Below are 13,875 nucleotides of genomic sequence, written 5' to 3'. Positions count from 1 at the left end.
TTATGCCAAAGACTTATGGAACGAGTTACAAGAGTGGTATCAAGAGGCGGGGATACTTGAGATTGAGTGGAACGAGAAGGGTAAGGACAAACTGGTTTGGAATGATTTACCTAACCAGTGGGACAAACCTGTGAAAGCTATCAACCAGTTATATGCCCGCCTTTGTGAGATTTTTCCCAAGCTGGAGAAGCATCGGCACACAGAACGGGGGTTTGAGGGTCAGCGGACAATGGGTGATTTTTACTATGTCGGCATCAGCAAACAAAAGTCTGAAAGAAGTGGAAAAAGTGCTCCAGCATCTCCAGCAGTAGACACAGCAAGGATATCGTCTCCAGCAGTGCTCCAGCAAGAAATTTCTGCTGGAGCACTGCTGGAGCAAACAATCCTTACGCAGAGCGCTGCTGGAGATGCTGGAGCACTAAACTCAACTTTGTTAGACTTTTGCAATTCATTCTCCAAACTCTCGGATTCCGACAAGCAAAAACTGACAGAGTTGCTCACTGGCGTTCCCTGCTCTGACCCGCTCAAAGCATTCAGAGTCGGAGACAAAGTGGCTGGCAACAAGCCAGAGGACTCTAGCTATAACTGGCACGGCCGCATCGTTGAGATTCACACAAGCATTAGTTGCAAGGTTGACTGGCAAGAGCGCGAAAAACACAAGGGCGGCAGGGTAATCTCAATGCTCTTCTGTGACCTGCGGAAAATTTAGCCGCTGCCTGACAACTGACGGCTCAATCCCATCCCCCTTAATTGGGGGATTTTTGTGTCTACAGCTTGTCAAGAATTAACTTGAGATCGGATATCAGCTTGCTGGCTGAGTTAGCCCTGTAGCCCGGTTCTTTAGCCTCTATTTTTACCTTAAGGATTCTCAGGTAGCTTAAGCTTTCATCCTGTGTCACAAGTGATTCGCCTGCATCCATTTGACGCGCTACCACCAGTATCTGTTCAGCGAGGGCAACGGGTACTCTGATGGTTTGAGTTTTGCCCGATCGCCACTTGCTCTCATAAGGTTTTAAAGTTTGAATATTTCCGTTGGGATTAGACATGATTCTCTGTCACAAGTGATTGATTACCTTTGTACCCTAACAAAGACTTGTTTGACTGTCAAGCACTGTGTCAAGTGATTCAATCTAATTTTTTAGCTCGTGTACTGTGAGATGTCTACATCCTGTATACAGATTTTGTCTACACGAAGCGACAACAACGTCAAGTCTACAATTTGTCTACAAATCCGGTGGAACTGTAGACAAGGTTGCGAGCGATCGCCTTGACCGTGTGCTTGACCGCAAGAGCTCAAGGAAGCGCAGCGCGATCGGGAAGAAAATAAAAACTCCGCTCCGACCGTCGCAGAATTTCCAGAACCGGCCGACTTGCTCAACCAGTTAAAAGCGCGGCGCAAAAAATCCAGAGCGGACTTGGCAGACGTGGAGACGTTCTTGGAAATATTGGGCTCGGAGAGTTGACCCGTGTCTGCTGAAAGGATGCCGGGATACTACCTGACCCAGATAGGCAGTGTTTCGCATTTGTTGTGCGAAACAAAATGCGAAACAAATGCGAAACAAATAAGGTTTGAGCCGCCCTCTACTTTTCGGTAAAGAACGGCTCAAAGCATTGATGCTATTAGGTTTCATCTACGGGTACGGCAGGACTTGAACCTGCGGCTCGCTGCTTAGAAGGCAGCTACTCTATCCAACTGAGTTACGCACCCAACTCAAAAATCGCTAACAACATTATTGTATCGGTGCAGTGTGCGATCGAGCAAGTAAATTATGTGATGACTTACGCAGAAACCGCTTTGATGTACAAAAATATGGCGTGCAGCGCGATGATTCGGGAAAAAAAACCAAGGTGATGAGAGTGCCTTTGCCTCCAAGACTGTATCTGACAAAAGCTGGAGGGACTCACCTGCAAACAGCACAATTGTAAATTTACAATCAAAACTAGGTAGGACGTGAAGTCGGGTAAAGTATTTAGAGGTCGAGTTGAAACCCCCATATTTGGTCGATCGGATATCTCCCCAAATTAAGACGGAGCTCAGACAGGAAAAGAGTCACAGGTACTTTTTCCAATATCTCTATTAGTTATGTTAACATCCCCTAGTGGCAAAGCCTAAAACGCTGACCGCATTACCGCAAAACCAGAGATCGTCCCCTGCCTGATTTGAGGTATGAGTTGAGCCCGAATGAATAATTTGCTGATATTGAGTTATGTTGGCTAACATTCTACTCGACTTGATATTTCATAAAAATGTGGTAGAACTAGGATTGAAAGACTCAGGTGAAAATCCCTGATGGTACGGAGCCTCTATATAAGCTTCCTCTACGGCATCAAAGCAAAACAGTCAATCGCCCGCTCGGCACGAGCGCTAAAATCAAGCGTTGCCAGTACAGCAGTCGTAAATTGTGCGCGGGGGATTTTCCTTCGTGCATAGATTTATACGCCAAAGCTGAGAGACAATCTCAGCTTAGATATTTGTTAGCATTTGTTAGCAAAAAAGTATCGGAACGCTTGAGGAGAGAACCATCTCTGGGTGATCGGGAGCAATCCTGCTAATTTAAGTGGACTCGCTGAATCAAGAATCCCCTCGCCTTTAGGCATGGGGAGTGTCAAAAGCACAGCACCTCGGCCATGACAGGAGTCAAATCGCAGTGTCATGTTTATTCTGAAACGGCAGGATGTTGAAATAACCAATTTTCAACACCCAAAACGGGATCAACAAATTCCCATTCTCAATTATCAGGGGCAGACTTTTCGCCTGATCAGCGCCTTCAACGGCAAGCAAGCAGAAGACGCCAGAGCCTTGTGGCGGGACTTAACCGACAACCGAGGCAAAGCCTGTGTTCTGCTAGAAGAGCCGGATAGATATAGCGTCTGGGGAAAAGTCCGTTTAGATCAGCTTGCCGGTGAAGAACCGGCAGGGAATGAAGCAGCCAAAGCACCACTGTTCGCGCAGGCTTGTCTGCTGCTGCTCCAAGCTGTTTACTTCGATGTAGAAGACCTCTTAGGCGCAAGGCAAGCCACATCGTTTCAGAAAGATATCGCCAAGGTATTTCAGCAGGGAAACTTCCCCCAGGCAGACTCCCCTGATGCGATAAAAAACTGGCTAACCGTTAGTCCCTTGGAAAATCACAAGGTGCCTCCTTGGCAAGAGCAGCATCTCAAGACCTTATTGCAAGAACTCCACCGCTTGGGCAAATCATATTTTGGCAATACGGACTTCGCGGAGGGAGTGAGCGATGTGCTACAAGATATGCCAGCACCGGATCGGACTCAGTTTCTAGATTGGCTGAAACAATCAGCCCTCAACAAGTTGTGGATCGCAGGATAGAAAATCTGTGACAATTGCTCAGACAATTGGGCCCAGATAAGGGAGCTTAGATAATTGCACTGTAGGGGGTACGCGATATACAGGTTGGATGGCCAACTTGTATTGACCAACCAAATTGTTGATTCGGTTTGGAGGCCACCTATGGTCTGGCAATTTAACTCAGTTTCGATCGCAGTCCCCACCCACAATCATTGATATGAGTGGGGGAGTGTGAAAGCAAAAAAACATATCCCTCAACATTTGAGGGTAGAATTTCCGAGATAGATTGGGTACTGTAAAAGCCTTAAGGGTGGAGACATATACCGTATTTCTATCATTATATTTTCGGATACAAGATCGACTAACAACTAATTCATTGAATTAGTAAATAGATATTATTCTTGCTTAGTCTTTCTAGAGTGTACGAGGGCAAAAGTCCCGACGACACACTGAGGACGCCAGTTATTCCGGAAGCGTCAGATCAAGGTTTTTTGGCGAAAGAATCCTCATCTCGAATCAAAGATTGAGATGGGGTGCGTTCAACCGCTAGTTAGGTCTCGTGGAATCCCTATGAGTAGCACTTCAGAAAAGTCATCTACATCTTCATCTTTACTGTCAGCTCAGACCCTAGTGATTGCGGGCATTGTCTGGGCTGTAATGGCGCTGCTGTTCTTTTTGCTGTTCAGCGTCCCGCTCTCAGCAGAAGAGGGTTTACCTCTTTGGTACTCGATCGGCACTTATATTTTTGAATGCGGAGCATACTTGGGAGCGGCTTTAGTCTGTTTTAGAAACTGGCAAAGCCCGCACATGGTCAGCGGGCGCAACGTCTGGCTGGGCATTGGTCTGGGGATGCTGTTCTATTTCATAGCCGGCGTGCTGTTCGGGATTTGGGAACTGTATTTCGAGTTAGACCCGGACGTGTCTCCTGCAGATGCGTTTTATCTGGGCAGCTATGTGGTCCTGATCGGGGGCATGGTTGTAGCTGTGACTTCCAAGCGACTGAATCTAGAAATTTGGCAGTGGGCTTTGTTAGCGGGAATTGCAGCCTTCGGGATTGCTGTAGCTATTTGGGTTGCTGCACCTGACTCTTGGAGGGCCCAGCTAGGAATGGCTCCGGCAGCCACTCAAGAATTAGTGACAGAATCTGCACCAGCAACCGCTACCACAGGAAGAGCGCCTGCTTTGGACAATTCTTCCAAGATACAACCAAAAGCAGCAGCGACTGATGCTGCATCCGCACCCGAAGAAGAAGAAGCAGAAGCAGAAATCAAAGCTCCGGGATGGGTGATGGCACTTGACAAGCAACTGGCGCCTCACAAAAACGCAATCAATTTGTTTTACATCGTTGGGGACGTTTTTCTGCTGATTATTGCTACTGCATTGCTGCTGGCGTTTTGGGGAGGACGTTTTTCCCAATCTTGGAGAATGATTGCGGCTGCAACTTTTTCGCTTTACATCGCAGATATGTACTTTAAATGGCGCGATACTCAGGCTGAGGGTAGTTATCAAAGCGGCAGTTTGCTGGAAGTCTTTTTTGTTTTCAGCGCCATCCTGTTCGGAATTGGAGCTATCTTGGAACATGACATCTCAACCCGTTCTCGCCAGAGCAGGCGCAGTCGTCGCGCATCCTAGCGATTTGAGATTAGGGTTGCTTTGGCAAGCGATGGGGACGCGAAAGCTGTTTTGCCCTTGTCGGCATCTGTGAGCTTGAAATCGAAAATGAAAAATCACAGTTCGCTAACTGCTAGCCTGGGTCTTTTCACGTCTTTTTGCTGGAAAACTTGGCATGACGCCTACAAAACTCTCCGATTCAGACAAACGCGAACTCATCAGGCTGTACCGACAGTCAAACGAGAATACTGTCACTCTGGCAAAGCGCTACGGAGTGAGCAGTTCGACTGTGAGGCGCATCATTCAGGGGGCTTTGTCGGAGCCGGAATACGAATTTTTAGTGCAGCAAAAACAAAAGCGTTTGTCCGATCGCACAAGTGTTTCTGAACCGACAGAGAGGACTACTGAGTCGTCGGCCGATGGCGAAACCGATCCTATAGGTGTCCCCCTGTCGGAGTCAGCCCCTGTCCATCAGTCAGCCTCAAATTCGAGACCGACGATCCGAAAGCGTTCTGGATCAGCCCCTGAACCAGTTGCAGAACTCGAAATTCGAGGGAATGTAGAGTCGGATTTGGATGTTTCTGATGTGCCAGATGCCCAAGCAGCTACTGCCGATCGCAGCCAGCGCGCTGTTGTGACTGGTGAACTAAAGGCAAGGCTGCCAGCAGAAGGGCTGCTGGCAGGTGAAGACTTTAGCGATTTCGAGGACGACGATGAGGACGAGGAGGATGAGGAGGATGATGAAGACGATTTAGATGACGACTTCGACGAAGATGTAGAGGATGAAGACTCTCTGTTTGAAGGCAGTCTCCTGGGTTCACTATCGTCGGGTGAGTCTATCGAGCTTCGGGGTACAGGACTGATTCAAGTTTTGCCTTTAAGCGAAGCATCTCTGCCCACAATTTGCTATTTAGTGGTCGATCGGGCAGCAGAGTTAATCACTAGACCTCTAAAAGCTTTTGGCGAACTAGGTCAAATTCCGGCGGCGGAAATTCGCGAGAAAACCCTGGCAGTGTTTGACAATCACCGAGTTGCCCGCCGATTTGCTACTCGCAATCAAAGAGTTTTCAAGATTCCTGACGGTAGGCTGCTGCAAAAAGCTGCGCCTTACTTGCTAGCCAAAGGAATTACTCGGCTGCTGATTGACGGCCAGGTGTATTCCATCTAAGAATTCAGCAATTAACTTAATATTCTGCGGTGTTGGAGTCTTCTGGATTTGCCGGAAATTTAGGACGCGAGTTTTGCGACTCTGAAAGGTTCCACAGCGGTTGCAGCAGCGCACCGCCGATCAGTCCTGCACTAATGCTCATTGCCAATACTACTCCTACGGGCATTTGTATCGATTTAAAAAAGATAAAATTTAAGGATACTGGGGCGGCGTTCTGCACTGAGATAATGCCGATCGCGCTGGCTAAAATTGCTAATAAAAAACTAATGGCGAGCAGAGGAATTGTTTTCATAAAAGGGTTGACAGGCTACTTATTTAACTAATATAATTGTTTTACAATCTAAATATGTGTTAAAGTTTTATTTGTGCAAATATCCCATTATTTAATAATATACAATAAGACTAGGGAAAAAGTCAAGTAGATGCGGAAAAAAATTAGGAAATTTTTTAATTATTAAAAATTTAAAATAAATAAATTTACCAATCCCAAACTTTAACAAATCCACGTGTATTGCCAATATATAACTAGCTGAGCATTATCGTTGATGAATGTTCAGAGGCTCTACAAGAGTTATCAAAAAGATGTGAGGTGCTCTGCGGGCACCTCACAATCTCAAGCGGTAGAGAAAAACCCCGCGTTGGAATAGGTTGAAATTTAAACAGGTTCTAACTGAGAAATTACCTTTTCCATGTATTGGGCAACTTTGGCTTCTTTTTCCACAGAATTTGTTTCCATGTAAACGCGCATCAGGGGTTCGGTTCCCGAAGGCCGCAGCAATACCCAGCCGCCATCTTCAAGATAAAGTTTAATTCCGTCTTTGCGACCGATTTCCTTAACGCCGATACCTGCTATTTCTGTGGGGGGATTCTTGGTAAAAGATTCCAAAACGGCTGCTTTGTGGGCTTCTTCTAGGTGCAAGTCCAAACGTTTGTTGTACAGGGGGCCGTTGGCTTCTTTAATGGCTTCTTCGACTAGCTGAGAAAGCGGTTTGCCTTCATAGGCGATCGCCTCAGCAACTAGCATATCAGCCAAAATCCCGTCTTTTTCGGGAATGTGACCCAAAACGCTCAAACCGCCAGACTCTTCGCCACCGATGAGCACCGCAGTTTCCCGCATTTTTTCGCCGATGTATTTAAAGCCGACTGCAGTTTCGTAGATTGTTAAACCGTACTTGGCGGCCAAATTGTCCAGCAAGTGGGTAGTTGCGACTGTACGGACGATCGCCCCAGTCAATCCTTTATTCTTAACCAAGTGACGCGCCAGCAGCAACAGTACAGTATTTGGAGTCAAGACATTTCCCAACTCGTCAACAATACCAAAGCGATCGCTGTCGCCATCGGTAGCTAAACCCAAATCCGCCGAATCCTTCTTAACAGCTTCCACCAACTCAACTAACTGTTCCCCCTTGGGTTCGGGCATTCCGCCACCAAACAGCACGTCGCGGTAGGTATGAAAACTTTCGACATCGCAGCCGCAGTGTTCCAAAACGCCGTCGAGATAGCCGCGAGAAGTCGAGTAGAGAGCGTCGTACTTCACCTTCAACTTAGCAGAGCGAATCCGCTCCACATCGATCAAAGTATAAAGAAACTTGAGATATTCGGGTTTCGGGTCAAAACTGGAGATTTTATCGTTGTGGCTGCCTTTGGCTGGGGCATCAGAAGCACCAGCAATATTGGCCACAATTGTATCAGTAATTTCCGGGGTGGCTGGGCCCGCGTAGTCGGGGATGTATTTGATGCCACAGTAAGGTGCGGGATTGTGGGAAGCCGTGAACATCAGGGCTCCTGCGGAGTTGAGATGCTTGGCGCTGTAGGCGATGACTGGTGTGGGGCAGTCTCGATCGACCACTTTCACCGTCCATCCCAAATCTGCCAATACTTCCGCCGAGGTGCGGGCGAACTCGTCTGCCAGAAAGCGGGTATCGTAGGAGACTAGAACTGGACGGTCTTTGGTGTAAGCGGTTTCTAGGTAACTGGCGATCGCCCGGGTGACTTTTCGCACGTTGGCAAAAGTAAAGTCATGGGCAATCAGTCCCCGCCACCCATCGGTTCCGAACTTAATTTCTGTTGAATTGCTGCTAGCGCTCATTTTATCCACTTCCTCTCGTCCTACTAATCCTACCCGAAGCCATAGCCTTAAAGACGTACTGGCCGTGCTGTTTGTGAGGATTGATCGCCCATGGGACCTAATAAGCCTAATCCTATCGTTGTAGGGACAGGCTTCCGCCTCCGGCAGAGGACTCGAACCCGCTGGATTTGGCAAAATGTGCGGGCTACCGGGCGAGTCACTCGCTAATTCTGGTTTTGAAGGGTAGGTGGCCGATCGAATGGACAACGATCAATTGCGGGCGATTCCCTACGGGATAGCTTCGCTTCACGGGGAAGCTAAAAAACTGATCCCAAAAAACGGCCCTGGCAATAGTCTTAACGAAATGCACATAAATCTCATCCTAATCTTAAATTTAATTTTTTATTTAGCAATACTCCGGACAGTTTTTGAGACCGAGGCTGAAACCCTCATTCTACCGTTAGTATTTGACCTCACTGAGAAGGCTGAAACCCTCATTCTGCCGTTAGTGATTGAAAACTGTCCGGACTATTGATTTAGAAAAGCCGATTATTAAATTTGTTAGGGTTTCCTAACAATCGCCCGACTCACAATACATTTCTAATTCAGCTATAGAAATAAATTAACCAAGGTCATCGCTAGATCGTGCTGTAGCCTAGCTTCTTTAAGAAATTAGGGCGATCGACCAAAGCGCTTCAAAACAAAGATAAAGTATTTCAAGCAGCAGTTTTTTTTGAGGCAGATTTGACTTTAATTATCAGATTTTAAGACAAATTAAATTTACTTCTCGTCCTCTTTATAGGTCAAAAAAATAATTAGGATCGCGATCACAGGGTGATGGTGATCGCTCGCACAATAAATAACGTTATTAACGTGCAACTTATAAAAGATGCAGGCAGTCGAGCCAAATGGCTTATAGCTTTAAGCGTAATGGCTGATGACTGTCAGCGTACAAAGGCAGAAAATTGTAGTTAACGACGTTAAAAATTAGGGGATTCGATCGAGTGCGACTTAATAAAAAAACGAGGTTTATCATGACGGGTATTTCACAAATATCTTCAAAATCTTTACCAGCAGCCGACCAACTTCAACACGGCCCAAGTCAGGCGTCCCAAGGTATTACCGGACCCGACACTGACAAACTCCCAAAAGCTCAAGGTGTCAGCGTTTCTTCCTTCGCAGTTAGCTGGGCAAAAAAATATTACAGTACAGTTGCGACACGAGAGAACCAAGCGCCACGTCAAATTCTCCCAAGCCTCGATTTAACTAATTTTGAGGGGAATAGAGCCCCAATAGTTGAAAAATTGACAGATACCCTAAACTTAGCCAGCGAGATAGCTTGGAGTAGAGTAGAAGCTCTTTTAGGGAAACAAATAGAGCGGCACGCGATCAATCCAAGTTTAATTAATTCTTTAGAAATTCCCGGTGATTCTCGCACCTTATATCGGAAAGCAATAGACGCTTATGCGGATAGAGAACCTGTTTTCCGCTTGTCAGTGCTGGTGGGAAAAGATATTATCAAAGTGAGGCGAAAATACTCAGAGACAGATCCGTTAGTGCTGGGATTTGTGACAATGCAGTTTCAATACACTAGCAAAATCTTGTTAGGATGTCTTTCGGAGTCAGAGCGAGCGGAATTTGCGCCCTACTTAAAAGTAGTAGACGATTACCTGCACATTCCCTACGGAGAAATTAACGAGGCTGCGGCGAATCAGCCCCCGAATTCAAGAGCTCTATTAGCCGTTCAGCATTTGTTGCAGCACACGACTCAGATTGCTAGTGCAGTGTACGATCGAGCTAGTGCCCAGCATCAAGGATACCGCAGCAGCAGTGGCTATTTGAGCGATCGCGAGGTAAAAATTTCTGGTATTCGGGATGTCGAGATTTTTCAAAGCTATTTGTGCTGGTGCGTTTTGGAAGGTAGCATTCACCCGGTACAACAAGAATTGTTTCCAATTTGCGTGATGTTGTACCCGAAACTTCATGTAAGTTGGGAGTTAGTGCAGGATATGCTGCTGATTTTGTTTTGGGAAATATGCGAGCGGCTTCCTGCTGAAGATTTAACGGTATTTGTACCTTACTTGCGTACTTTGACAGAGCTGTTTTCCAGGGATGTGTTTGATAATTAGGGAATTGGGCATCGGGCATAGGGCATGGGGTCGAAAAGCGGAACTCTCGCGGAGGGATTTGGCATAGGGAATTGCCAATCTCTATTTAAAACTAAAAGCTGCGACTGCCAAACATCCCCAACCAACAATAAAAGCAACTCCGCCCAGCGGGGTAATTGCACCCAGCCATTTGATGTCGCTCAAACTCAGGGCGTACAAACTGCCTGAAAAGATGATAGTGCCGGCAATAAAAGCCCATCCAGCCACTGCAAAAAAGGTTTGAGACTCTTGGGCGCGGGTCAAGAGTAAAGCGACGAGTAATAGAGCCAGGGCATGGTACATTTGATATCGGGCGCCGGTCTCAAAAATGGTTAAAGCTCGATCGCTCAATTGATTTTTCAAAGCGTGGGAGGCGAAAGCACCGCCTGCAACGGATAAACCTCCGAATACGGCTGCTGTTGCTATGAAAATGCGCGTTAGGATTAGCGTTGACATATTTGTTTAATTGGTAATTTGATGCGAGCCGGTCAACCGCAGATATAAGGCAGATGCAACGCAGATACACGCAGATAATTTCATTCTGATGAAAACTGCGAAATGCAATGCAAGTCTATTACTTTAAATCGGCGAAGGAAAGGTGCGTGGCGCGCACCCTACGTTTATAAGAAAGTCGCTTTTTAACGGATATTTTTACCCTATTTGCGAACTGCTTCCAGCAACCTAGAATAGTAAAAGCTAGTGCTATTCATGGCTGTTCTGTTAATAACAAAGCCGTTGGTTTCTAGGATTTTGATAATATCAGCTTCGCGGTGCTGGTAAGCCCGGGTAGTTTTGCTGGGCCCTGGGAAAAGCTCACCAAATTTTTTGAGGGCGGTAAGTGCTAAGGTTTTGGGGGCAAAACTAAGAATTAGTCGCGATTCGGCGATCGAACTTAGGTGAGCGATCATTTCTGCAGCCTTATTTTGAGGATAGTGGATTAGCACGTCCAAACAAATCACTGTGTGGAATTTGCCGGTTAAAGCTTCCAAATCTTGGGCTGCGAAGGAGATGTTGTAGAGCTTGCCGGGAACTGCTGTCGATCGATCGTAAGCTTCTGCTACCATTTTTTCTGAGATATCGCTAGCGCAAACAATTGCCCCAGCGTCAGCCAGAGGAATGCTCAGAGATCCCACACCGCAGCCGGCATCGCAGACACAAAGCCCGGATAAATTCCCGTCAGCTTGCAGCCATTCGATGACTGTATCCACCGTTTTCTGGTGCCCGGTGCGGATGTCTAGCTGAACTTTATTGACTTTGCCGTCGCCGTAAATTCGCTGCCAGCGATCGAATCCCGTCGAGTTAAAATACTGTCTAACTATAGTCTTGTCGTCTACCAAATTCATCGATCTGCCTGCTGCTGAGTTATTGCCAACGGTTAGACATTATATAGCAATCCGGTTCGGAAAATGTGCAAATCGCAACAACCTATTTTAGATTTGCGATTTTAGATTTTAGATTAAAACGGCACATCTAAAATCTAAAATCGATCGGGTAATACCAGTTAGCACATTCCCACTCCATCAATTCTTTAATTTAAAATGATATAACAGGTTAAAATAACCGATGCCAAGTCAATTGCTTTGTCGCAGCATTTAAATTCCAGCGCAACAATTGACTTGCCGATTTGCCAATAATTCCCGAAATTCCGATCGCCCTTCTCGGAGATTCAGTTGCCAGGGCGATCGCACTTTCGGCATCGCAAATTCCCCACTCCACCAAATTCTGAACTCCCGCCAACAGCGGCAGAGTTGTACCTGCCAAAGTAGCAGATTCCAGGGGCGAGTGGTAATCTAATCTTACCCAAGCTGTACCTTTTCTGACTTCAATTTGTCGGGAATCCCAAGGATAAACACCGTCAGGCAAACCCAAAGGAGCCAAAGCATCGCTCACTAAAAAAACGCCTTTTTGATACCTACCAGCGCGTAGCAAAAAATCAATCATTGTCGGAGAAACGTGCTTGCCGTCGGCAATTAAACCGCATTTTACGCCCGGATAAACAATCGCCGCTCCCAATAAACCCGGTTCTCGGTGGTGCAAACTCGGCATCGCATTAAAAGCGTGAGTTACCATTGAAGCTCCCCGCTCAAATGCTTGCTGTGCCTGCTCAGCCGTCGCTTGGGAGTGTCCAAGACTGACGGAAATTCCCAAACTTTGCAAATAGGAAATGACTTCGCCAGTGCTGTCTAACTCCGGCGCTAAAGTAATTATTTTGACAATATCGGCACAATCTCCTAAAACTCGCTTGACATTTTCTATAGTTAGCGGTAGCAAAAACTCAACTGGGTGAGCGCCTCGCTTCAGGGGGTTGAGAAAAGGGCCTTCGAGATGAACGCCGAGAATTTCCGCTGTTTTGGGTTTAATTCTTGCGCGATCGGCGGTTTGTACAGTGCGGATATAATCAGCTATAGTCGAGAGCGATCGCCTAAACTTATCCAGCGAAGTTGTCACCAAAGTCGGCAAAAAAGCATCGACTCCCTGATTCCACAAAAATTGACAAATTTTTGGCAAAATTTCAATATGCTTGTTTTCTAAATCGGGAAAAGCAAAACCCATGGCGCCGTTAATCTGCAAGTCAACACCGCCTAGAGAAAGCCAATCGCCTGCTACATCAAGCACTTGCAAATCGGGAGGACAAATCCGTTTAAATACAGCGTCCATTGGCCAAACTTCTTGAATGATGCCCGTTTGGTCAACAGCAAGCATCTGCAAATCCTTGCAACCGGGGAGGCGAACATTGAGAATATCTGTGCGGGCGGCAGGTGGGGTTGTGGCTTCAGTCATCCGATTTTAGATTTTAGATTTTAGATTTAATATTCGCTACGGATAAATCCGGTGGCTGTCGATGAGGAGGGGGAGTTTTTGCTTTTTGCTGGCTCCAGGGCTGCTCAGACGGGGGCTTGTGGCAAAATTGCTTTTAAGGGTCAGTTTTGGTACAAAATATCTAAATTTGAATTAACACAATCATTTAAAATTAGCATTTATCTGAAATCTCAAATCTGAAAATTTTATGAATCAAGCGACAGTTGGAATTATCATGGGTAGCGATTCGGATTTGCCAACCATGAAAGATGCGATCGCAGTTTGCGAAGAATTCAGTGTTGCTTGCTCCGTGGCGATCGTCTCGGCGCACCGCACCCCTGAGCGCATGGTGGAATATGCCCAAACCGCTCACCAACGAGGCTTGAAAGTCATTATCGCAGGTGCCGGGGGAGCGGCGCACCTCCCCGGTATGGTAGCATCTTTAACCCCCTTGCCAGTAATTGGGGTGCCTGTACCGAGCCGGCACCTGCAAGGGGTAGATTCGCTGTACTCGATCGTGCAAATGCCAGCCGGGATACCCGTAGCAACAGTGGGGATCGGCAACGCTAAGAATGCTGGCTTGCTGGCAGTTCAGATACTGGCAGCTCATCAGCCGGAATTGCTAGAGCGAGTTTTGCATTACCGCAAAACTTTGTCCGAATCTGTACTGAAAAAACAAAATCAACTAGAAGAGCTAGGCTATCATAACTATCTCAATCTCAACAAATAATCCATAAACTTTTGTAGTAAGATTGGAAAGTTTTCCGAATATTGC

The 13,875-nt window shown here is 46.6% G+C and carries 12 protein-coding genes, 1 tRNA gene and 1 pseudogene; 7 read left to right on the top strand and 7 right to left on the bottom strand.

The features are described from left to right. Window positions 1–709, top strand: a pseudogene (locus tag QUA36_RS23030) (hypothetical protein); the annotation flags it as partial. A gap of 58 nt (window positions 710–767) precedes the next feature. Here QUA36_RS23030 and QUA36_RS23025 read toward each other — a convergent pair. Next, on the bottom strand, window positions 768–1,046 hold the full coding sequence (locus tag QUA36_RS23025; protein WP_333459230.1) for a hypothetical protein: 279 nt from the start codon (window positions 1,044–1,046) through the stop codon (window positions 768–770). A 588-nt stretch (window positions 1,047–1,634) separates the two neighbouring features. After that, window positions 1,635–1,708 (bottom strand) — tRNA-Arg (locus QUA36_RS23020). 38 nt (window positions 1,709–1,746) lie between these two features. Here QUA36_RS23020 and QUA36_RS23015 point away from each other — a divergent pair. From QUA36_RS23015 to QUA36_RS23000, 4 genes are all read left to right on the top strand, one after another. Continuing rightward, a complete protein-coding gene (locus QUA36_RS23015) occupies window positions 1,747–1,926 on the top strand; it encodes a hypothetical protein (protein WP_333459229.1) in 180 nt (59 codons plus the stop codon). A gap of 727 nt (window positions 1,927–2,653) precedes the next feature. Then, on the top strand, window positions 2,654–3,328 hold the full coding sequence (locus QUA36_RS23010; RefSeq protein WP_333163983.1) for an Npun_F0813 family protein: 675 nt from the start codon (window positions 2,654–2,656) through the stop codon (window positions 3,326–3,328). A 549-nt stretch (window positions 3,329–3,877) separates the two neighbouring features. After that, on the top strand, window positions 3,878–4,939 hold the full coding sequence (locus QUA36_RS23005) for a hypothetical protein (protein ID WP_333163980.1): 1,062 nt from the start codon (window positions 3,878–3,880) through the stop codon (window positions 4,937–4,939). A 154-nt stretch (window positions 4,940–5,093) separates the two neighbouring features. Beyond that, a complete protein-coding gene (locus tag QUA36_RS23000; protein WP_333459228.1) occupies window positions 5,094–6,086 on the top strand; it encodes a hypothetical protein in 993 nt (330 codons plus the stop codon). A gap of 16 nt (window positions 6,087–6,102) precedes the next feature. Here the strand turns inward: QUA36_RS23000 and QUA36_RS22995 are convergent, their stop codons facing one another. Next, a complete protein-coding gene (locus QUA36_RS22995; protein WP_333459227.1) occupies window positions 6,103–6,378 on the bottom strand; it encodes a LapA family protein in 276 nt (91 codons plus the stop codon). Window positions 6,379–6,741: 363 nt separating this feature from the next. Continuing rightward, window positions 6,742–8,175, bottom strand: coding sequence for a phosphoglucomutase/phosphomannomutase family protein (locus QUA36_RS22990; protein WP_333459226.1), 1,434 nt, complete (start codon window positions 8,173–8,175; stop codon window positions 6,742–6,744). 1,013 nt (window positions 8,176–9,188) lie between these two features. Between QUA36_RS22990 and QUA36_RS22985 the strand changes: the two genes are divergently transcribed. Next, window positions 9,189–10,283 (top strand): hypothetical protein, encoded by a 1,095-nt coding sequence (locus QUA36_RS22985; protein ID WP_333459225.1) that lies wholly within the window; start codon window positions 9,189–9,191, stop codon window positions 10,281–10,283. 81 nt (window positions 10,284–10,364) lie between these two features. Here QUA36_RS22985 and QUA36_RS22980 read toward each other — a convergent pair whose 3' ends face one another. The 3 genes from QUA36_RS22980 to nagA form a co-directional block, all read right to left on the bottom strand. Next, window positions 10,365–10,757 carry a DUF423 domain-containing protein gene (locus tag QUA36_RS22980; protein WP_333459224.1) on the bottom strand — a complete coding sequence of 131 codons (393 nt, stop codon included), beginning with the start codon at window positions 10,755–10,757 and terminating at the stop codon, window positions 10,365–10,367. A gap of 200 nt (window positions 10,758–10,957) precedes the next feature. Beyond that, entirely contained in the window at window positions 10,958–11,644 is a 687-nt protein-coding gene (gene bchM / locus QUA36_RS22975; protein ID WP_333163965.1) for a magnesium protoporphyrin IX methyltransferase, read from the bottom strand. A gap of 208 nt (window positions 11,645–11,852) precedes the next feature. Next, window positions 11,853–13,082 carry an N-acetylglucosamine-6-phosphate deacetylase gene (nagA, locus tag QUA36_RS22970; RefSeq protein WP_333459223.1) on the bottom strand — a complete coding sequence of 410 codons (1,230 nt, stop codon included), beginning with the start codon at window positions 13,080–13,082 and terminating at the stop codon, window positions 11,853–11,855. Between the two features lie 226 nt (window positions 13,083–13,308). Here nagA and purE point away from each other — a divergent pair, with 226 nt between their 5' ends. After that, entirely contained in the window at window positions 13,309–13,830 is a 522-nt protein-coding gene (purE, locus tag QUA36_RS22965; RefSeq protein WP_333081709.1) for a 5-(carboxyamino)imidazole ribonucleotide mutase, read from the top strand. The last annotated feature ends 45 nt before the right edge of the window (window positions 13,831–13,875 follow it).

It is taken from the genome of Microcoleus sp. Pol10D4 (assembly GCF_036701555.1).
In the GTDB taxonomy this organism is placed as follows: Bacteria; Cyanobacteriota; Cyanobacteriia; order Cyanobacteriales; family Microcoleaceae; genus Microcoleus.
This window is presented reverse-complemented; position numbering and strand designations above follow the sequence as displayed.

Excerpts from the sequence above, each read along its gene's own strand:
- QUA36_RS23025 (WP_333459230.1), bottom strand. The coding sequence starts at position 1,046 with ATGTCTAATCCCAACGGAAATATTCAAACTTTAAAACCTTATGAGAGC.
- QUA36_RS22985 (WP_333459225.1), top strand. The coding sequence starts at position 9,189 with ATGACGGGTATTTCACAAATATCTTCAAAATCTTTACCAGCAGCCGAC.
- purE (WP_333081709.1), top strand. The coding sequence starts at position 13,309 with ATGAATCAAGCGACAGTTGGAATTATCATGGGTAGCGATTCGGATTTG.
- QUA36_RS23005 (WP_333163980.1), top strand. The coding sequence starts at position 3,878 with ATGAGTAGCACTTCAGAAAAGTCATCTACATCTTCATCTTTACTGTCA.
- nagA (WP_333459223.1), bottom strand. The coding sequence starts at position 13,082 with ATGACTGAAGCCACAACCCCACCTGCCGCCCGCACAGATATTCTCAAT.
- QUA36_RS22995 (WP_333459227.1), bottom strand. The coding sequence starts at position 6,378 with ATGAAAACAATTCCTCTGCTCGCCATTAGTTTTTTATTAGCAATTTTA.
- QUA36_RS22980 (WP_333459224.1), bottom strand. The coding sequence starts at position 10,757 with ATGTCAACGCTAATCCTAACGCGCATTTTCATAGCAACAGCAGCCGTA.
- bchM (WP_333163965.1), bottom strand. The coding sequence starts at position 11,644 with ATGAATTTGGTAGACGACAAGACTATAGTTAGACAGTATTTTAACTCG.
- QUA36_RS23010 (WP_333163983.1), top strand. The coding sequence starts at position 2,654 with ATGTTTATTCTGAAACGGCAGGATGTTGAAATAACCAATTTTCAACAC.
- QUA36_RS22990 (WP_333459226.1), bottom strand. The coding sequence starts at position 8,175 with ATGAGCGCTAGCAGCAATTCAACAGAAATTAAGTTCGGAACCGATGGG.
- QUA36_RS23000 (WP_333459228.1), top strand. The coding sequence starts at position 5,094 with ATGACGCCTACAAAACTCTCCGATTCAGACAAACGCGAACTCATCAGG.